The following is a 19,409-nucleotide window of genomic DNA, read 5'->3' as shown; positions in this document are numbered from 1 at the left end:
AACTGTCTGCAAATTCACCTGCCTCAGGGTGCGATACGCACAGCCCAAGTGTGGAGAAAACCAGAGGCCTGCGTCAAGCCCCTGTGCGGGTATGCATGGGTAGGCCCGCGTGGGGACCCACCGGGAAAGGGGTTAGATTGCCGAACTGTGCCCGGCCTTGCTGAGGTCATAGGCATCAAAGCTGCGGGCAATCATTCGGGTCAGAGGGCGCGCTTCGGGCGGGATGAACAGCCCGTCTTCGGTAATACTGAGCAAATTGTCGAAGGCGGCATTGGCCGACTGATACATCTGGTTCAGCTCACTAACCGAGATGTCGTGGTCGCGCAGAATCTCCGCCGAATTGATCTTGAAATCGCACATCAGCGCTTCGATCAGGCGTGATCTCAGAATGTCCTGCCCCTTGAACAGGTGCCCGCGCGAGGTCGAGAACCGCCCTTCGCGGATCGCCTTGGTATGCGCCGACGTTGCCGGAGCGTTCTGGGCATAGCCCTGTGGAAAACGCGAGATCGAGCTGGCGCCGACACCGATCAGAACCTCGGCCTGATCATCGGTATAGCCCTGGAAGTTCCGCTTCAGCTTCCCGGTCTTCAGGGCGCGGGTCAGGCCGTCTTCCTGAGTGGCAAAGTGATCGATGCCGATTTCGGCGTAATTGTCCCACATGAACAGGCGGCGGGCGGTGTCGAACAGATCCAGACGCTGTTCAGGTGTAGGCAGCGCGTCGGACGGGATCATCTGCTGCCGCTTGGCCATCCACGGCACATGGGCGTAGCCATACAGCGCAACCCGGTCGGGGTTGAGCGACAGCAGCTTCTGTACGCTTTCCGTCATCCGCGTTTTGGTCTGATGCGGCAGACCATAGAGGATATCGGCGTTCAGACTATGGATGCCCCGTTCGCGGATCATTTCGGCCGCTTTGCGTGTTGTGTCATAGCTTTGGATGCGACCGATGGTCTTTTGGATTTCATCATCGAAGTCCTGAACCCCAATCGACGCACGGTTCATGCCCGCCTCTGCCAGGGCATCCAGTCGGGCCTCGTCAATCTCGTTCGGGTCGATCTCGACCGAGAACTCGGCATTAGGGCCAAGTGGGACCACGTCGAGAATGTGGGCAGCCAGATCGCGCATCAGGTCGGGGTTCAGCAAGGTGGGCGTGCCGCCACCCCAATGCAGGCGCGACAGGGTCACGCCCTCGGGCAGGCGCGCGGCCAGCAGGTCTAGCTCGGCCTTGAGGACATCCACGTAGGCGATGACCGGATTGTCGGTCTGGGTGCCTTGCGTCCGGCAGGCGCAGAACCAGCACAGCCTGCGGCAGAATGGAACATGGATATACAGCGAGATCGAACTTCCGGGTTTGATGTCGGAAATCCAGTCGCCATAAAGGCTTGACCCTACGTCATTGCTGAAGTGCGGGGCGGTGGGATAGCTTGTATAACGCGGGACTTTCGCGTCAAATAGTCCAAGCCGTGCCAGTTGTGGTTTAACTATCATGACGGTACCGTTAGAGGACGCCACGAACAGATGCTTTGATAGAGATCAAGTGGAAGCGCGCATGACACCCACATTCAAGATCGACCATACGAACTGTGCAGACTGCCCGATCCGCCACCGGGCCGTGTGTGCGCATTGTGACGCGGATGAGCTGGAAGAGCTTGAAGGCATTAAATATTATCGCAGTTTCGAAGCCGGGCAGACGATCATATGGTCGGGTGATCAGATGAACTTTGTAGGCTCGGTCGTGTCTGGAATTGCGTCTCTGACGCAAACAATGGAAGACGGTCGTACCCAGATGGTCGGTCTTTTGTTGCCTAGCGACTTCGTCGGCCGTCCGGGGCGCGATTCGGCCCCGTATGACGTTCAGGCGACCACAGATCTGGTCATGTGCTGCTTTCGAAGGAAGCCCTTCGAAGAGTTGATGAACACGACTCCGCATATCGCGCACAGGTTGTTGCAGATGACTCTGGACGAGTTGGACGCCGCCCGTGAATGGATGCTGGTTCTCGGTCGTAAGACCGCCCGCGAAAAGATTGCGAGCCTGTTGTCCATCATCGCCCGCAGGGATGCCTCGGTCGGTCAAAGAGGTAGCGATGGCCCCATCGTATTCGATCTGCCCCTCACGCGTGAGGCGATGTCGGACTATCTCGGCCTGACTCTGGAAACGGTCAGCCGCCAGATTTCGGCGCTTAAGAAGGATGAGGTTATCCTGCTGGAAGGCAAGCGCCACGTGACGATTCCCGATATGGGACGCCTGATGGAAGAGGCCGGGGACGATTCGGATGGCGGCTTCCTAGTGTAACCGGCGCTAATGCGCCAGAAACACCGGTACTGAAGATTGTTCCAACATGTTCCGCGTCGCACCGCCCAGAATGGCTTCGCGGAACCGCGAATGGCCATAGGCGCCCATTACGATCATGTTGGCTTCGGTGTCCGAAGCGTGACGGTTCAGGATATCCGAAACCCGCGTCATGGTTTTGCTGAGAACGTCAATCTCGCATCGCACCCCGTGACGGGCCAGCATCTGTGATAGCATCCCGCCGGGGTCAGAACGATCCGGCCCATGGCGGGGCGGGTCGATCACCACGATCCTCACCAGATCGGCCTGTTTCAGAAATGGCAGGGCTCGACGGATAGCGCGCATGGCCTCTACGCTTTCGTTCCAGCCGATCAGAATCGTTCCAGGGCGGCTGAAAGGCTGCGCTTTGTCGGGGACGATCAGAACCGGGGCGTGACCTTCGAACATCGCAGCCTCGACAATTGGTTCTGCTTCGGCGCCGCGGTCCTCGCCATAGGGCTGTGGCAGAATCACCAGATCGGAAAACCGGGCGCGATGCGCCACGTGGCGCCCAAGATCGGCGATCTGGGCCACACCGTTTTCGGCAGACCAGCGCGTGCCGGATTTGGATAGGAAGGCCTTTGCATAATCCAGCACTTCCTCGGCCTCGGCATTGGCCCGGCTCAGCGTTTCTTGCAGGATCAGCGCATTGGCTCCTGCGTAGTAGTAACCCGTCTGGCTGCGATCCACTCCAAGGCATAATGCCTCGACATGTGCGTCCTGCGCTTCGGCCAGCGCTACCATCTGCGCCAGTGCCGCATCTGAGGGTTTGGTTTCTGTCATCACGGTGAGAAGTGATTTGTAAGCCATCTTGACCTCTTGCCTACGGGGCGGGGCAAACTGCGACGTTCCAGCCCATTCGTTTCTGAAGCATAGTCACAATATCTGCCGACTCGTCTTGACACAGATCAAAGCAGTTAGAACCGCTGTGGTAGAAAACAGCAGCCAGTCAAAAAGGTCTCGCGACACATAAAGAATCGCGCGGGGCATGGCAAAGGGACGCAATATGTCAAATTATATCAAGCTGATCGTGCTTGGTGTGATTGCGGTATTCGCCGCGATCGCAACCAATTACGCACGCGATTTGGCGTATCAGGTGCACGCAATTCTGGTGATGTTGATCGCCGGTGGTTTGTTCATCTGGACGCTTAGAAACACGGATGAGCCAGAAACGTTCGTTGATCGCTCGGGTGAATACATGGATGGCGTGATCCGCTATGGCGTGATCGCAACCGCCTTTTGGGGGGTAATCGGGTTCCTGGCGGGGACCTTTATTGCGTTCCAGCTGGCCTTTCCTGCGCTCAACTTCGAATGGGCACAGGGCTATCTGAACTTTGGCCGTTTGCGTCCGCTGCACACCTCGGCGGTGATTTTTGCTTTTGGCGGCAACGCGCTGCTGGCGACCTCGTTCTATGTGGTGCAGCGTACCAGCGCCGCGCGCTTGTGGGGCGGAAACCTGGCGTGGTTCGTGTTCTGGGGCTATCAGCTGTTCATCGTTCTGGCCGCGACCGGCTATGTTCTGGGTGGCACACAGTCCAAGGAATACGCCGAGCCCGAATGGTATGTTGACCTGTGGCTGACCATCGTTTGGGTCGCCTATCTGGCCGTTTACCTGGGCACGATCATTAAGCGGAAAGAGCCTCATATCTACGTCGCCAACTGGTTCTACCTGGCCTTCATCGTCACCGTTGCGATGCTGCATGTGGTCAATAACCTGACCATCCCTGTCAGCATCTGGGGCTCGAAATCGGTCATCGTCTGGTCGGGCGTACAAGATGCCATGATCCAGTGGTGGTACGGCCACAACGCTGTGGGCTTTTTCCTGACTGCAGGTTTCCTGGGCATGATGTATTACTTCATCCCGAAACAGGCCGAGCGTCCGGTCTTTTCATACAAGCTGTCGATCATCCACTTCTGGGCGCTGATCTTCCTGTATATCTGGGCTGGTCCGCACCACCTGCACTATACCGCGTTGCCTGACTGGGCCTCGACGCTGGGCATGGTGTTCTCGGTCGTGCTGTGGATGCCTTCGTGGGGTGGTATGATCAACGGTCTGATGACCCTTTCGGGCGCATGGGACAAGCTGCGTACGGACCCTGTGATCCGCATGATGGTCATCTCGGTCGGTTTCTACGGCATGTCCACCTTTGAAGGCCCGATGATGTCGATCCGTGCCGTGAATTCGCTGTCTCACTACACCGACTGGACCATCGGCCACGTGCACTCTGGCGCGTTGGGCTGGAACGGTATGATCACCTTTGGTGCGCTCTACTATCTGGTGCCTGTACTGTGGAAGCGTGAGCGTCTGTATTCGCTGCAGATGGTCAGCTGGCACTTCTGGCTCGCCACGATCGGCATCGTTCTCTATGCCGCGTCGATGTGGGTCACCGGTATTATGGAAGGCCTGATGTGGCGCGAAGTGGATGCCAACGGCTTCCTAGTGAACTCGTTCGCTGACACCGTGGCAGCCAAGTTCCCGATGTATGTGGTGCGTGCTCTGGGTGGCGTGATGTTCGTCGCTGGTGCCGTAATCATGTGCTACAACCTGTGGATGACTGTGCGGAAGGCACCGGCCAAAGAGGCCAGCCTGACCGTCGCGGTCCCGGCTGAATAAGGAGGGCCGGAGCAATGGCAATTCTCGACAAACATAAGATCCTCGAGACCAACGCGACCCTCCTGCTGGTGTTCAGCTTTCTGGTCGTGACCATTGGTGGCATCGTTCAAATCGCCCCGCTGTTCTACCTTGAGAACACCATCGAAAAGGTGGAGGGCATGCGCCCTTACACCCCTCTCGAGATGGCGGGCCGTGAGGTTTATCTGCGCGAAGGCTGCTATGTCTGCCACAGCCAGATGATCCGCCCCATGCGAGATGAGGTCGAACGTTACGGTCACTACTCGCTGGCGGCTGAGTCGATGTATGACCACCCGTTCCAGTGGGGCTCCAAGCGGACCGGTCCTGATCTGGCCCGCGTGGGCGGTCGCTATTCGGACCAGTGGCATGTGGACCACCTGCGTGATCCGCAGTCGGTTGTGCCGGAATCGGTTATGCCGAAATACGGCTTCCTCGAGCATCGCAAGCTGGACGGCAAGTATATCGGTGACATCATGAAGGCGAACGCCGTTGTCGGCACGCCTTACACCGAAGAGATGCTGGCCAATGCCGAGGCCGACTTCCGTGCGCAGGCCGATCCGGACAGCGACTATGACGGGCTGCTGGAACGCTATGGCGACAAGGTCAGCGTGCGCAATTTCGACGGTCAGCCAGAGCTGACCGAAGCGGATGCGTTGGTGGCTTATCTTCAGATGCTGGGCACGCTGGTTGATTTCTCGACCTTCACCCCGGACGCAAGTCGTTAAGGAGGGCGTTATGGAAGAATACACACTCCTCAGACAGTTCGCGGATAGCTGGATGCTTTTGCTGCTGTTCTCGGTCTTTGTCGGCATCATCATCTGGGTTTTCCGCCCCGGTGCCAGCAAGGAATACAAGGACACCGCCAACATCCCCTTCCGGCATCAAGATAAACCCGCCGAATCCAAGGAGGCGCGGCCATGAGCAAGACACCTGATAAACAGCCAGGCGATCCGAATACCACGGGTCACAGCTGGGACGGTATCGAAGAATTCGACAATCCGATGCCCCGCTGGTGGCTGTGGACCTTCTACGCCTGTATCTTCTGGGGCGTGATCTACACGATCATGTATCCAGCATGGCCGCTGGTTCAGTCGGCAACCGCAGGCGTCACTGGCTGGTCCTCGCGCGGGGAAGTGCAGCAGGATATTGTATCCTTCGAAGAAGCCAACGCGCCCTGGAACGCACGTCTGGTGGAAACCCCGCTGGAAGAGATTTCGGCCGATGCCGAGTTGCAGCAATACGCTGTGAACTCAGGCGGTGCCGTGTTCCGCACCTGGTGTGCGCAATGCCACGGCTCGGGAGCGCAGGGTGCTCCGGGTTTCCCGAACCTGCTGGATGACGCATGGCTGTGGGGCGGTTCACTTGAGGATATCGAGTTCACAATCGCCCATGGCATCCGGAACGAAGAAAGCGACGATGCGCGCTATTCCGAGATGCCGGCCTTTGGTGAGCTGCTTGAGAAAGAAGAGATTGCTCAGGTGGTTCAATACGTGATGTCGCTGACGAATGCCCAAAGCGATGATGCGGCGGCGCAGGCTGGCAAGGTTGTGTTCGAAGACAATTGCGCGGCTTGCCATGGCGAAGACGGCACTGGCGATGTCTTTCAAGGTGCGCCGAACCTGACCGACGCGATCTGGCTCTATGGCGGCAGCCAAGAGGCGCTGACCGAGACGGTGACTTACAGCCGGTTTGGCGTGATGCCCGCTTGGGAAAACCGCCTGACCGATGCGCAGATCCGCGCTGTCACGGCTTACGTCCACCAGTTGGGCGGCGGCCAGTAAGGCCAAAAGAATACCTTCGGACGGTTCGCCGCCCGAAGGTTGCAGCACCGGCTGTTCCATCTGTTCGCGCGTTTCCAGAACAGCCGGTGCTATTTCCCTACCGTAGAGTTCCGCCCATGACGGGTCCAGAACTTGGGTAAAGCGATCACAGATCGTTCAGATCGACATCGCGGAGCGGTTCTTTCCACCAATGACTGTCCGGCAACCACTCCTTCCTGGACTGGTTTGGCTTGGGCGCATCCCGGATGACGGGGGCATCGACGCGGGTTGCGGTCAGAAAAGTTCGTGCAAAAACGGTGAACATTGTCAGCCTCCTATACGCTGCGATCATGGGTTAAAGATTGACCTTTGGGCTTTGAAATGCGACTCAAATGAAACTCTAACGTGTAAGTTTGGATTACATATGGATTGGCTATCTCTGCCCCCTTTGGCGGCCCTAAGGGCCTTTTCTGCCTTCGCCGAGCGGCGCAATGTGGTTGCAGCTGGTGCGGCGCTTAATGTCAGTCACGCTGCCATCAGTCAGCAATTGCGCGCGCTTGAGAAACATCTGGGCGTGGCCCTGCTGGACCGGACCGGTAAATCCATGACCCTGACACCGGAAGGCGAGGAGCTGGCCCGCGCCCTGCATCTGGGCTTTGGCGCGATAGGCACGGCCATTGCTGATCTGACCAAGGCCCGGCAGGGGCGGCCCGTGCATGTGTCTTTGACCTCATCCTTCGCGGCATCCTGGCTAATGCCGCGCCTGCCTACGTTTCAGGCCAAATACCCGGATATCCATCTTGCGCTAGACCCTTCGCCCAAGCTGGTCAGCCTTACACCCGGTGGGGTGGATGTGGCCATACGCTATGGCGCGGGCGACTGGCCGGGTGTCAGCGCCGAGATGCTGCAACCCAGCCCCATGGTCATCGTCGCCGCACCTTCCCTGCTGGATGGCAAGACCGACTGGACCGCGAAGGAGCTGAGCCAGTTACCTTGGCTTGAGGAATTCGGAACGACCGAGGCAACCACATGGCTGGCCCGGCAAGGTGTTGATCACGGACCGGGCGCCGGGCGCATCGCGCTGCCGGGCAACCTGCTGCTGGATGGGGTGCGCGCGGGGCAGGGCGTGACCGTGACCGCGCGGCATTTTGTCGAAGGCGACATATCATCCGGTCGTATCGTCGAACTGTTTCAGGAACCCGGCGACTTTGGTTATCATATCGTTCTGGGCGATGCGCCCCTGCGTCCTGCCGTAAAGACCTTTGTCGCGTGGCTTAGGCGTCAGGCGCGCGACCTGTGACAAAAGGTGTCTGTACGATGCGCTTTTGACCCATGTCAAAGTGCCGGGTGGTGTGATCTGGGACAAGGCGCAGAATAGAAGTGAGTCTGGAGCCAGCCCGTGAGCGATTCCGATCCCGCCCCTAGCCTTTACGCCGCACGAGAGCCGATTTTCCCCCGGCGCGTGTCCGGTCCGTTTCGCAATCTGAAATGGATCATCATGGCAGTGACGCTGGGTATTTACTACATCACTCCGTGGATCAGATGGGACCGTGGCCCCAGCCTGCCGGATCAGGCGGTGTTGCTGGATCTGGCCAACCGTCGCTTTTACTTCTTCTGGATCGAGATCTGGCCGCACGAGTTTTATTTCGTTGCCGGCCTGTTGATCATGGCTGGGCTGGGCCTGTTCCTGTTCACCTCGGCCTTGGGGCGTGTGTGGTGTGGCTATGCCTGTCCGCAGACAGTGTGGACTGATCTCTATATTCTCGTCGAACGCTGGATCGAAGGCGACCGCAACGCCCGCCTACGTCTGCACCGACAAGAAAAGCTGGATATGCGAAAGGCACGGTTGCGCCTGACGAAATGGACCGCCTGGTTCCTGATCGGTTTGGCAACCGGCGGCGCCTGGGTGTTCTATTTCGCCGACGCGCCCACATTGCTGCGTGATCTGGTGACGGGCAATGCGCACCCTGTGGCCTACACAACCATGCTGATCCTGACCGGCACCACCTTCCTGTTTGGTGGTTTCGCGCGGGAACAGATTTGCATCTATGCTTGCCCGTGGCCCCGCATTCAGGCGGCGATGATGGACGAGGATACTCTGGTCGTCGGCTACCGCGAATGGCGGGGCGAGCCGCGCGGCAAGGGCAAACGCACGGCGGATTCCGAGTTGGGCGATTGCATCGATTGCATGGCCTGCGTGAACGTCTGCCCCGTGGGCATCGACATCCGCGACGGGCAGCAGTTGGAGTGCATTACCTGTGCGCTCTGTATCGACGCTTGTGACGACATGATGGCCAAGATCGGCAAGCCTCGTGGTCTGATCGACTACATGGCGCTGAGTGACGAGACCCGCGAACGGGCGGGTGAGACCCCCAAGAATGTCTGGAAACACATTCTGCGGCCCCGCACGATCATGTATACGGCCATGTGGGCGGCTGTTGGTTTTGCGCTGCTTTTTGCGCTGTTCATCCGCTCGGATATCGACCTGACCGTCGCACCTGTGCGCAACCCGACCTTCGTGACCCTCTCAGATGGCACAATCCGCAACACCTATGACGTGCGTCTGCGCAACAAACATGGTGAGGAACGCCCGTTCAAGCTGACCCTGGCAGGCGACCCGGCCTTGCAAATCCAGATCGAGGGCATCGACGGAGACACTGTCAATGTCACCGCAGATACGGCACAATTGACCCGTGTCTACGTGGTGACCGCAGGTGATACCGGCCCTGCTGCTGCGGATGTGACGCCCGTGCGCATCTGGGTCGAGGATCTGGAAAGCGGCGAACGCGCCTATAAGGACACCACGTTTAACGGACGGGGGAACTGAGCATGGCTGAACGTCAATTCACCGGAAAACACGCGCTGGCCGTGTTTGTCGCGGCCTTTGGTGTGATCATCGCCGTCAATCTGGTGCTGGCATACAGCGCGGTGAAAACCTTTCCGGGGCTAGAGGTCAAAAACTCTTACGTCGCGAGCCAAGAGTTCAACGAGCGTTTGCAGGAACAACAAGCCCTTGGATGGTTCATCCGGGCCGAGGTTTCGGGCGGATTGCTGGTTCTGCACATCACCGATCAAACCGGCGCTCCGGTCGAAGTGGCCGAGTTGCAGGCCGTGGTTGGCCGCGCCACCCATGTTAAAGAAGATTTCGCCCCTGATTTCACCTTTGACGGTACTGCCTATGCAACCCCTGCGGCGCTGGGCAAGGGCAACTGGAACATCCGTCTGGTCGCCAAGGACCACAGCGGAGCGGAATTCGCGCAGCGCGTGCCGCTTTATGTGAAAGGGTAGGGGATCGTGGCGCAGCTCAGTTCCGGCACAGCGGCCTGTCCGGGCTGTATCGCGGCCCCAGCAGAACCGGCACGGCCCATTCCGCAGGACACACAGATCGCTCTGTCGTTGCCGGGCATCCATTGCTCGGCCTGTATCGCGACGGTGGAACGCGCGCTGAACGCCACTCCCGGCGTCGAAGATGCGCGCGTCAACCTGACCCTGAAACGCGCCATGATCAAAGCCGCGCCCGATCTGCGTGCTACCGATCTGATCCCAGTGCTGGAAAACGCGGGTTTTGAGGCACATGAGCTGGACCCCGGTGCCCTGTCCGCCACACAGGCTGACAAGGCGGGGCGCGACCTGCTGATGCGGCTGGCTGTGGCCGGGTTTGCCTCGATGAACGTGATGCTGCTGTCGGTCTCGGTCTGGTCCGGGGCGTCCGACGCCACACGGGACATGTTCCACTGGATATCGGCGGCGATTACGCTGCCCGCGATCGCGTTCTCCGCGCAGCCCTTCTTTGCGAATGCGTGGTCAGCCTTGCGCGTGCGGCGTCTGAACATGGACGTGCCGATCGTGCTGGCGATCCTGTTGGCGCTGGTCACATCGCTTTGGGAAACCACGCTCAGCGGCGAACATGCCTATTTCGACGCCGCCCTGACGCTGACGTTCTTCCTGCTGGCCGGGCGTTATCTGGATTACCGCACCCGCGCGGCTGCCCGATCTGCGGCCGAGGAGCTGACCGCGCTGGAAGTCCCCCGCGCCATTCGGGTCGTGGATGGCATCGAGGAAGAGGTCGCCGTTGCCACGCTGAGCGTGGGCGACCTGATCTTGATCCGCCCCGGCGGGCGGATGCCTGTGGATGGCGAAATTGTCTCGGGCCAGTCTGAACTCGACCGGTCCCTACTGACCGGAGAAACCCTGCCGGTGTTCGCCGAGGCGGGCACGACTGTCAGCGCTGGAGAAGTCAACCTGACCGGCCCTCTGACCATCCGCGCGACGGCGGTGGGTGAGGACACCTCGCTGCACCGCATGGCCGATCTTGTGGCCATCGCGGAATCGGGGCGCTCGCGATACACCTCGCTGGCCGACAAGGCGGCCAAGCTCTATGCGCCCGGTGTGCATATCCTGTCGGCGCTCAGCTTTGTGGGTTGGTATATCTATTCCGGTGACGTGCGCACGGCGCTGAACATCGCCGCCGCCGTTCTGATCATTACCTGCCCCTGCGCGCTGGGCTTGGCTGTGCCAGCGGTGACCACGGCGGCCTCGGGGCGGTTGTTCCGTAAGGGGATGCTGATCAAGCACTCTACCGCGCTGGAACGTCTGGCCGAGGTTGATACGGTTGTTTTCGACAAAACAGGCACGCTGACCTCTGGTATCCCTGAACTGACCAATCTGGGCGACCATTCCCGCGCGGATCTTGAGGTCGCGCTGGCCCTGGCCGAGGCGTCCTCGCACCCGTTGTCGGTTGCTTTGACCAAGGCCGCTCGCGAGGCTGGGATAAAACCCGCCACGCTGAAAGACGTCACCGAGGTTCCGGGCTACGGCACTGAGGGTACCTATCGTGGTCAGCGCGTACGTCTGGGCCGGGCGGCATGGACCGGCGCGGAAGAGGGCGACCAGACCGCCGCATGGCTGGCCATCGCCGGGCAAGCGCCGTCGGCATTCCTGTTCTCGGACGCGCTGCGCGTTGGTGCCGCGGATGCGGTCCAAACGCTGCGCGAAGCGGGCAAAGAGGTCATCCTGATCTCGGGCGATACGCAAGGCGCTGTTCAGGCGCTGGCGGGCAAGCTGGGGATTGAAAACTGGATTGCGCAGGCCCTGCCGCAGGACAAGGCCCAGCATGTCGAAGCTTTGCGCGATCAGGGCCATCATGTGCTTATGGTCGGTGACGGGCTGAACGACACGGCGGCGCTGGCGGCGGCGCATGTGTCGATCTCACCAGCGTCCGCACTGGATGCGGCGCGGGTGGCGTCAGATATCGTGCTGCTGGGCAACGACCTGTCACCTATCGCCGATGCCTGCGATACCGCTGCCAAAGCCACAAAACGGATTCGCGAGAACTTCCGCATCGCCACCGTCTATAATATCATCGCGGTGCCTTTGGCCGTGGTTGGTCTGGCTACGCCGCTGATCGCGGCGCTGGCGATGTCGGCCTCATCAATCACTGTGTCTTTGAACGCGTTGCGGGTAAGGTAAAGCGATGGAAGTCTTGGCCTATCTGATACCGATTTCCCTTTTTCTGGGCGGGGTTGGGCTGGTGGCGTTTGTCTATACTGTCCGCTCGAATCAGTATGACGATCCCGAGGGGGACGCCCGTCGTATCCTCAGCGATGAATGGGACGACAAGCCCAAGCCCTGACAGCCCTTGAAATTGCCGCAATGCCCGGTTATGTCCGGCCCATCCGCTAGCAGAGAGAACACCGCCAAATGGCTACCATGAATCCGATCCAGTTCATTCAGCAAGTCCGCGCCGAAGTTGCAAAGGTCGTGTGGCCCACGCGCCGCGAGGTTCTGCTGACCACGGTCATGGTGTTCATCATGGCGGCTCTTACCGCTGTGTTTTTTGCATTGGTCGATCTGGGCATTCGCGGGGGTCTGCAACTGATCCTTGGTGCGTTCGGCTAAACCCGTTCGGGGTTGGGTGGAAACGCCGCTTCCCCCTTGCACAGCACGCGATGTCCTTGTAGGTCACGCGGGACTCTTCGGAATGGGCGTGCGGCGATTCGGACCGCGCGCCGCTTTTTATTCCGGATGACGTAACTGAATTCAAACGACGGGCGCAGTCGCGGCCCAAAGGCAAACAAGGACGACAGGTTCATGGCGAAACGGTGGTACTCGGTCAGCGTTCTTTCGAATTTCGAAAAGAAGATCGCAGAACAGATCCGCACGTCGGTGGCCGAACACGGCCTTGAGGACGATATCGACGAAGTTCTGGTGCCCACCGAAGAGGTGATCGAAGTGCGCCGGGGCAAGAAGGTCACGACCGAACGCCGTTTCATGCCCGGCTACGTGCTGGTGCACATGGAAATGTCGGATCAGGGCTATCACCTAGTGAACTCGATCAACCGCGTCACCGGTTTCCTGGGCCCGCAAGGTCGCCCGATGCCGATGCGAGATGCTGAGGTGAACCAGATTCTCAACCGCGTTCAGGAAGGCGAAGAAGCGCCCAAGCTGATGATCTCCTTCGAGGTCGGCGAGAAGGTCAAGGTCAACGACGGCCCGTTCGAGGATTTCGACGGCATGGTTGAAGGCGTGGACGACGAGAATCAGAAGCTGAAGGTTTCGGTCTCGATCTTTGGCCGCGAAACACCGGTCGAGCTGGACTTTACACAGGTGACCAAGCAGGGCTGATTTAAGCCTTCACAGCAATTTCTAACGCCGCGCTGCCATGAGCAACGCGGCGTTTTTCTTTTCAGTGCCACAAAAGTTGGTTTTTAATGCTCCGCTTATTGCGCCTGCACCATGGCCGCACGCAAAAGCTGCGGGCGGTCGGTTTGCGACGGCAGGAACACCGCTTGCGATCCAGCGTCAAGCGCCGACAGGCTTGCGTCATACCATTGCATTGCAAGGTCCTGACGTTCCTGCACGCCAAAGCCTTCGCGCAGGTGGTGGCCGACCAGTTCTCCGTAGGCAGGCTCACCCAAGGCGACCAGCATCAGTGCCGAGCCAACTGCTGTATCCATGTTGTCCTGACGGTAGCCGAGCGACAGACAGACCTTGCTTGTGGCGGACAGATCGGCTGGGCTCAGCCCGGTATCCAGAGCGAATTTGCGCATCTGGCTTTCCGCATCGGCTTTCGAGCTGAGCGAAAGCGCAACCACCTGCGGCGACAGAGTGTCACCAAAGGCGGCACATTGCGTGCTGATCTGATCGGGGGTCAGGCCCTGAATGTCCTGGATCAGTTCTTCACCACGCGCCATGGCATAGCTGCGAGCCAGGCAGAACTGCTCGCTCAGGGCGAAATCGGGGTCCGACATATTGGCCAGTGTTGTGTACCCGCCATTGGTCGAGGTTTGCAGCATCACCGCACTGCACCGGTTGGCAAGTGAGGGCCGTGCTGTGCCACCGGCAAAGAGGCTGGGCAAGCTGCCCGTCGATGCGGTTTCGGTTGGGGCTTCTGTGGGTGTGGTCTCGGGCTGGGCAGTCACAACCGGAGTGATCGGGGCCGGAGCCTGTGCCTGGGGCTGCGGGGCAGCCGCCAGCGCGGCGCCGCTGTGAACCTGCTGACGATAGGCAAACAAAAGTGGCTGACCCGACAGTTGCGTCGCCGCTTGCCCGCCGCTGGTCGCCCAGTAGTAGGCCTGGTTCAGAAAGTCGCTTTGATAGGGGGGAAAGTCATAGCCATTGACCGGGTAGCCCATCGACGCCTGATATCGCTCGATCGCTGCGCGGGTACCGCCCCCGACTTGGCCATCGACTCGTCCGGCATTGTAGCCGAAATAGTTCAGGGCAGTCTGTGTTTGAGCCCCCTGTGAGGTGGACGGAATACCCGATCTGTAAGTCCGCGTTGTTGTCGATCGGCTGGATTGCTTCTTTCCTTGCTCTTTACCGATTGCGTAGCCAATGACGCCACCCACGACGGCACCGCCAAGAATTTCGCCCGCATCCGCTCGGGCCACCTGTGGAGCTGTAATGGCAAGCGAGAGCGCGATGCCCAGTGTTGTGATGAATCGAATAATCATAATAAACCTCCGCCAAATAAGCATAGTTGCAGTCACTATAGCACAACTGCCCCTCGTGCAGTGTCACAATAGCCAAGACGTGATCGGTGCGCGGGGATTTGCTTTGCTGGCGGAGGTTTTTCCCGAGGCGCGATGCAGAAACAGGGTTATAACCTAGTGAACTCTATCAACCGCGTTCAGGAAGGCGAAGAAGCGCCGAAACTGATGATCAGCTGTGAAGTTGGCGAGAAGGCCAAGGTCAACGACGGCCCATTCGAGGATTTTGATGGCATGGTCGAAGGCGTGGATGACCAGATCCAGAAGCTGAAAGTTTCGGTCTCGATCTTTGGTCGGGAAACACCGGTGGAGCTGGACTTTACGCAGGTTACGAAGCAGGGCTAAACGCTCAGTGCCTGGAAATGAAACGCCCGCGCTGCCCAAAACACTGCGGCGCTTTTTTGGCAAGAAACAGTTGCAACACTCCGAGGTTAGGGCCGACCGGGAATGAGTTCCTGTTGCTGAAGCACCGTCAATACATCCAGAATTGTTGACGGGCTGACATCAACAGACCCGTCAAGCAATATACCAAGTCCACCGTCTCCGATCTCGCGCGGGCCACCGCTTTCGTAGACCGGATCAAGTGAAGCGAGTTCTGCCGGCAATTCCGGGCACAATGGGGTTTCGTTGAGCACAAGATCTACAGCTGCCAGCATCAGTTCTTTTACGGACTCGAGGGTGTCGTCTTCCAAGATTTGTTCGCGCCGCGCTTCCGGCGCCGTGAGTGTGAGATCGATTAGTTTGATGTAGGCGCAATTGTCGCGCAGTTCGACAGTCGCTTCGGTGGACATGTTCGCCAGAATGGAATTCTTTTCTTGGCCGCGCTGAAAATCGCGCTCACTGGTGCGGCTGCACTCAAAGAGTGTAACAGTAACTTCGCCGTCTAAATCAATTGCATCGTCCTTGGCCCCAAAGCTTATGTCATCTAGCCTGACTTGCAGACCGCAATTATCGACTATCGCGTTGTCAGCCAGTCTTTCGGGCACAATTTTCTGTGCGCCCCGTAAGTCGAGTAATGCTCCGACGCCTATCCGTGTAGTGTCAACGGCAGTTAGGGTCAGATTTAGCTTGTAGGGCAAATCCGTGTCGCGAACTGGCAATGTCGCGTCGATGATAAAATCCACCTGTTGGGCGTATGGGGCTCGGGCACCTACAACGGCTGCCATCAAGACTGGGATAATTAACCAAAGTCTCATTCAGCAAACTCCAAAACACCAAGGTTCTTTAGACCCGCAAGAACTTTGACTATTGTCTCGGCGCTTAAGTCGGCTGATCCGACAACAGCAGCGCCCATTCCGCCGGGTGCAACTTCACGTGTTCCACCAGACTCGTAAATTGGATCAAGAACCGTGAATTCTTCTGGCAGTGGTGGGCAAACCGGGTTGGCTGCCAGAAACTCTCCACCCTTTTCAAGGACCGCTTGGTTGATGCGGTCGGTCAGCCCGAAAAGATTGGTAACAGTTCCGATGAACCCACGCGGGCTGAGGTCCGCGCTTTCGATACTGAATGTAAGGCATTGGCCCTTAACTTCCGCCTTGGCGACAGCAATTGCATCTACCGTGGCCCCAAAATATTGAAGGCCCGGTTCTTCATTCCGTTTGCACCGCGTGAATTGAGCACGAGCCGAACCCTCGACCTTTACGGTTTCGCCGATGGCGGTGACGTCTCGGATGTCGAGATAGATCTGGCGCTTACAGGTTTCTTCCAACGGACCGGTCAGTATTTGCGGTGCCTTTTCCTGCAATCCGCGCAAATCCATGAACGCCCGCAATCGCAGCCGAGTTGGGCTGGATTCCTCCAGGCCGGCGTAGACTGTGAAGGGGACGGGAATATCGCGCAGCGGAACTTCTTTGGTCAGCTTGACCTGAAACTGACCCGAATAGGTGCTGGGATCAATTCCTGTCGCATCGAAAGCAGCATCGGTGTTGGACACGCTGGTTTGGGCAGTTTCGTTGGACGCACCACCCTGATCCTGAGCTTTGCTGCCGCATCCGGGCAACATAGCTAAGAGCACGCATATCAGTAGCCCCTTGTTTAGCCGAGATGACGCCATCCCTGATCACTTCTTTTGTAGCCAATTTGCTCCAAGATACCCGCCTTGTTTTCTGACGCAACTTATGTATTCAGATGAATTATTCTGTTTGACTGTTCCCAAAAGCCACTGAGGTCCGGTCAATACAAAAAGTCAAACTGGCAATAGCGCGACATCCACTTGCCAACCCCACAATTCCACTATAAATGCCGCCTCTATCGTCTTCGGGCGAGATTCTCTCGTGGGAGGTTGCTGGGATCGCGATCCCGGATCGGACCACGCAACATAGTCTGGGTGAAACGCGTTTCACCCGAGTTGAAAGGAAAACCAAATGGCCAAGAAGCTTGCTGGTACAATGAAACTGCAGGTTCCTGCAGGTCAGGCGAACCCGTCGCCTCCAGTTGGTCCGGCGCTGGGTCAGCGCGGCATCAACATCATGGAATTCTGCAAGGCGTTCAACGCCAAGACCGCAGACATGGAGCAAGGCGCCCCTTGCCCGACCGTGATCACCTACTATCAGGACAAGTCCTTCACCATGGATATCAAGACGCCGCCCGCGTCTTATTACCTGAAAAAAGCCGCTGGTCTGAAGCCGGTTGGCAAGCGTAACCGCCCCCGTGGCGCGGAAAACCCCGGTCGCGAGACCGTGGCAACCGTGACCTCGAAGCAGGTTCGCGAAATCGCCGAAGCCAAAATGAAAGATCTGAATGCCAACGATATCGAAGGCGCAATGCAGATCATCCTGGGCTCGGCCCGCTCCATGGGCATCGAGGTGAAGTAAGATGGCAAAACTTGGTAAACGCACCCGCGCTGCGCGCGAAGCTGTCGCCGGCAAGGAAAACCTGTCGGTTGAAGATGCAGTTGCCCTGGTCAAAGCCAATGCAACCTCGAAATTCGACGAGACCATCGAAATCGCGATGAACCTGGGCGTTGACACTCGTCACGCAGACCAGATGGTTCGCGGCGTTGTTGGTCTGCCCAACGGCACCGGTAAAGCGATGCGCGTTGCTGTGTTCGCGCGTGGTCCCAAGGCGGACGAAGCGAAAGAAGCAGGTGCGGATATCGTTGGCGCAGAAGACCTGATGGAAACCATTCAGGGCGGCACCATCGAATTCGATCGCTGCATTGCCACCCCGGACATGATGCCCATCGTTGGCCGTCTGGGTAAGGTTCTGGGCCCCCGCAACCTGATGCCGAACCCTAAGGTTGGCACCGTGACCATGGACGTGAAAGCGGCCGTGGAAGCAGCCAAAGGCGGTGAAGTTCAGTTCAAGGCGGAAAAAGGCGGCGTTGTGCACGCAGGCGTTGGCAAAGCTTCGTTCGACGAAGCCAAGCTGGCCGAAAACGTCCGCGCTTTCGTCTCGGCTGTGGCCAAGGCAAAGCCGTCGGGTGCAAAAGGCACCTACATGAAAAAGATCGCACTGAGCTCGACCATGGGCCCCGGTGTAACCCTGGATGTGGCGGCTGCGTCGGGCGAATAAGCCCTTCCGTCAATGCAGATTTGAAACCGGGTTGCCGAAATGCAGCCCGGTTTTTTTTGTCTTTACAGGTAGGCGCGCAGAACCTCTGCCTCGCGGGCGCTGATGGTCGCGGCCGCGGTTTCGCCGAAAGCAGAGACTCCGAATTTCAACATGGGGAATAGGGTTAGAATCTCGGACCGTTGGGCCTCTGACAGGGCGTGTTTGGCGGTGTCGCCAAAGAAATAGCTTTCAGTCAGTGCCCCGTTTGAGCGGACGATATGATGCCGGTCGAACATGAAATGCGTGTAGGTGATACTGTCCATTTCGCAGATTTCAACGCCAGGCAGGCCGCACAGGTGTTTGGCGGCTACGAAGACTTCGGATGAGCCGAACAGCATGTCGGTGACGGGGGCCGAGACCAGTACCCGGTGCTGTGGCGACAAGATAAGCTTGCGGCTGTTTCCAATCGCATCTTTTTCGATGACGACAGGGGCAAAGGCGCCGGTGCCTTGCACTTCGGTTGTGCCGATCCACAGAATGGGTTGGAACCCGGCGTCGCGGGTCCAGACCATTTGACCTTTTTTCAGCAGGGCTACGTCGACTTCGCCATCGACGGTTTCGATCAACGTGCCGGGGCCAAAGCAAGGGATATAGTCATCATAGGAAGACGACCCGGCGTTGGAACCGGAAATCTTGATGTAGGACGTGCCGGGTGTCAGCGGTTCGGATGTTGCAAACCCCCAAACGTCCGAGGTGATGCCATTTTGCGAAAAGACATAAATCTCGATCTCGGGGCCGGTAGGTACTCCGTTTTCGTCGAGGGCGCGGACAACGATGATGGATTCGGATTCGACCTGGGTACCGTCGGCGACGATACCGCCACCATCCGTGATGACGTGCCCGGCTTCTTGGTCATCGTTGAAGACGTTAGGGCTTCCGCTGGTGTCATCCAGCGTGACAGTGGTGCCAAAGCCTCCGGAGTATTCAAAAATCGTTCCGTCGGGGGTGTCCGAGTTGTTGATGATCGGATCGCCTTCAATCGAGCTGTCGGGGCTGGACGTGACGACCAGAGCTTCACTATCCTGGGCGAAAAAGCTGCGAAGTACCATTGAATACGAACACCTGTAGCTGCTGAAGATCCGGATCACGGATCATTTTTTCGAGGCAATCTGGACCAAAATATTGGTGCAGGTCGAGAGGGTAAA

The 19,409-nt window shown here is 58.5% G+C and carries 21 protein-coding genes and 1 pseudogene; 15 read left to right on the top strand and 7 right to left on the bottom strand.

Annotation, left to right across the window (positions count from 1 at the left end):
• Positions 1 to 132: 132 nt before the first annotated feature.
• Positions 133 to 1,488, bottom strand: a complete 1,356-nt coding sequence (gene hemN / locus ACR0L1_RS17530; RefSeq protein WP_480505928.1) for an oxygen-independent coproporphyrinogen III oxidase — start codon at positions 1,486 to 1,488, stop codon at positions 133 to 135.
• Between the two features lie 61 nt (positions 1,489 to 1,549).
• Between hemN and fnrL the strand changes: the two genes are divergently transcribed.
• The gene (fnrL, locus tag ACR0L1_RS17525; RefSeq protein ID WP_480860089.1) at positions 1,550 to 2,293 is read left to right on the top strand and encodes a transcriptional regulator FnrL; all 744 of its coding nucleotides are present in this window, start codon (positions 1,550 to 1,552) and stop codon (positions 2,291 to 2,293) included.
• Between the two features lie 6 nt (positions 2,294 to 2,299).
• Here the strand turns inward: fnrL and ACR0L1_RS17520 are convergent, their stop codons facing one another.
• Positions 2,300 to 3,139 (bottom strand): universal stress protein, encoded by an 840-nt coding sequence (locus tag ACR0L1_RS17520; RefSeq protein ID WP_480860087.1) that lies wholly within the window; start codon positions 3,137 to 3,139, stop codon positions 2,300 to 2,302.
• Between the two features lie 196 nt (positions 3,140 to 3,335).
• Between ACR0L1_RS17520 and ccoN the strand changes: the two genes are divergently transcribed.
• From ccoN to ccoP, 4 genes are read left to right on the top strand one after another with little or no spacing between them, the layout of a single operon-like run.
• Positions 3,336 to 4,943 carry a cytochrome-c oxidase, cbb3-type subunit I gene (gene ccoN, locus ACR0L1_RS17515; RefSeq protein ID WP_170774670.1) on the top strand — a complete coding sequence of 536 codons (1,608 nt, stop codon included), beginning with the start codon at positions 3,336 to 3,338 and terminating at the stop codon, positions 4,941 to 4,943.
• Positions 4,944 to 4,957: 14 nt separating this feature from the next.
• On the top strand, positions 4,958 to 5,686 hold the full coding sequence (gene ccoO / locus ACR0L1_RS17510) for a cytochrome-c oxidase, cbb3-type subunit II (RefSeq protein WP_170774668.1): 729 nt from the start codon (positions 4,958 to 4,960) through the stop codon (positions 5,684 to 5,686).
• A 10-nt stretch (positions 5,687 to 5,696) separates the two neighbouring features.
• Positions 5,697 to 5,882, top strand: a complete 186-nt coding sequence (locus ACR0L1_RS17505) for a cbb3-type cytochrome c oxidase subunit 3 (protein ID WP_170774667.1) — start codon at positions 5,697 to 5,699, stop codon at positions 5,880 to 5,882.
• Entirely contained in the window at positions 5,879 to 6,742 is an 864-nt protein-coding gene (gene ccoP, locus ACR0L1_RS17500; RefSeq protein ID WP_170774665.1) for a cytochrome-c oxidase, cbb3-type subunit III, read from the top strand. The genes ACR0L1_RS17505 and ccoP overlap by 4 nt, the downstream gene beginning before the upstream one ends.
• A 145-nt stretch (positions 6,743 to 6,887) precedes the next feature.
• Here ccoP and ACR0L1_RS17495 read toward each other — a convergent pair whose 3' ends face one another.
• On the bottom strand, positions 6,888 to 7,046 hold the full coding sequence (locus tag ACR0L1_RS17495) for a hypothetical protein (protein ID WP_170791117.1): 159 nt from the start codon (positions 7,044 to 7,046) through the stop codon (positions 6,888 to 6,890).
• A gap of 99 nt (positions 7,047 to 7,145) precedes the next feature.
• Between ACR0L1_RS17495 and ACR0L1_RS17490 the strand changes: the two genes are divergently transcribed.
• From ACR0L1_RS17490 to nusG, 7 genes are all read left to right on the top strand, one after another.
• A complete protein-coding gene (locus ACR0L1_RS17490; protein ID WP_170774662.1) occupies positions 7,146 to 8,021 on the top strand; it encodes a LysR family transcriptional regulator in 876 nt (291 codons plus the stop codon).
• A gap of 99 nt (positions 8,022 to 8,120) precedes the next feature.
• Positions 8,121 to 9,548 carry a cytochrome c oxidase accessory protein CcoG gene (ccoG, locus tag ACR0L1_RS17485; protein ID WP_170774660.1) on the top strand — a complete coding sequence of 476 codons (1,428 nt, stop codon included), beginning with the start codon at positions 8,121 to 8,123 and terminating at the stop codon, positions 9,546 to 9,548.
• A 2-nt stretch (positions 9,549 to 9,550) separates the two neighbouring features.
• Positions 9,551 to 10,009 carry a FixH family protein gene (locus ACR0L1_RS17480; RefSeq protein WP_170774659.1) on the top strand — a complete coding sequence of 153 codons (459 nt, stop codon included), beginning with the start codon at positions 9,551 to 9,553 and terminating at the stop codon, positions 10,007 to 10,009.
• 3 nt (positions 10,010 to 10,012) lie between these two features.
• A complete protein-coding gene (locus tag ACR0L1_RS17475; protein WP_480505947.1) occupies positions 10,013 to 12,190 on the top strand; it encodes a heavy metal translocating P-type ATPase in 2,178 nt (725 codons plus the stop codon).
• Positions 12,191 to 12,194: 4 nt separating this feature from the next.
• Positions 12,195 to 12,353, top strand: a complete 159-nt coding sequence (gene ccoS, locus ACR0L1_RS17470) for a cbb3-type cytochrome oxidase assembly protein CcoS (RefSeq protein ID WP_170355309.1) — start codon at positions 12,195 to 12,197, stop codon at positions 12,351 to 12,353.
• A gap of 68 nt (positions 12,354 to 12,421) precedes the next feature.
• The gene (gene secE / locus ACR0L1_RS17465) at positions 12,422 to 12,619 is read left to right on the top strand and encodes a preprotein translocase subunit SecE (protein ID WP_058272489.1); all 198 of its coding nucleotides are present in this window, start codon (positions 12,422 to 12,424) and stop codon (positions 12,617 to 12,619) included.
• Positions 12,620 to 12,811: 192 nt separating this feature from the next.
• Positions 12,812 to 13,345, top strand: coding sequence for a transcription termination/antitermination protein NusG (gene nusG, locus ACR0L1_RS17460; RefSeq protein WP_170774657.1), 534 nt, complete (start codon positions 12,812 to 12,814; stop codon positions 13,343 to 13,345).
• Positions 13,346 to 13,440: 95 nt separating this feature from the next.
• Here the strand turns inward: nusG and ACR0L1_RS17455 are convergent, their stop codons facing one another.
• Positions 13,441 to 14,676, bottom strand: coding sequence for a peptidoglycan-binding domain-containing protein (locus tag ACR0L1_RS17455; RefSeq protein WP_170774655.1), 1,236 nt, complete (start codon positions 14,674 to 14,676; stop codon positions 13,441 to 13,443).
• Between the two features lie 132 nt (positions 14,677 to 14,808).
• On the opposite strand from ACR0L1_RS17455, the pseudogene ACR0L1_RS17450 reads away from it, so the two are divergent.
• Positions 14,809 to 15,057, top strand: a pseudogene (locus ACR0L1_RS17450) (transcription termination/antitermination protein NusG); the annotation flags it as partial.
• Positions 15,058 to 15,143: 86 nt separating this feature from the next.
• Here ACR0L1_RS17450 and ACR0L1_RS17445 read toward each other — a convergent pair.
• Positions 15,144 to 15,908, bottom strand: a complete 765-nt coding sequence (locus ACR0L1_RS17445) for a hypothetical protein (RefSeq protein WP_480860082.1) — start codon at positions 15,906 to 15,908, stop codon at positions 15,144 to 15,146.
• Positions 15,905 to 16,714, bottom strand: a complete 810-nt coding sequence (locus ACR0L1_RS17440; RefSeq protein ID WP_480860081.1) for a hypothetical protein — start codon at positions 16,712 to 16,714, stop codon at positions 15,905 to 15,907. Before ACR0L1_RS17440 ends, ACR0L1_RS17445 begins: the two co-directional genes overlap by 4 nt.
• 361 nt (positions 16,715 to 17,075) lie before the next feature.
• On the opposite strand from ACR0L1_RS17440, the gene rplK reads away from it, so the two are divergent.
• Positions 17,076 to 17,525, top strand: a complete 450-nt coding sequence (rplK, locus tag ACR0L1_RS17435; RefSeq protein WP_170774649.1) for a 50S ribosomal protein L11 — start codon at positions 17,076 to 17,078, stop codon at positions 17,523 to 17,525.
• Between the two features lies 1 nt (position 17,526).
• Complete coding sequence (gene rplA / locus ACR0L1_RS17430; protein WP_170774647.1) at positions 17,527 to 18,225, top strand: 50S ribosomal protein L1; 699 nt, start codon at positions 17,527 to 17,529, stop codon at positions 18,223 to 18,225.
• Between the two features lie 62 nt (positions 18,226 to 18,287).
• Here the strand turns inward: rplA and ACR0L1_RS17425 are convergent, their stop codons facing one another.
• A complete protein-coding gene (locus ACR0L1_RS17425; protein ID WP_480860078.1) occupies positions 18,288 to 19,313 on the bottom strand; it encodes a Hint domain-containing protein in 1,026 nt (341 codons plus the stop codon).
• Positions 19,314 to 19,409 lie beyond the last annotated feature (96 nt).

Source organism: Ruegeria sp. J8 (genome assembly GCF_056531925.1).
The sequence above is the reverse complement of the archived record's forward strand: the minus strand, read 5'-3'. Positions and strand labels throughout refer to the sequence as shown.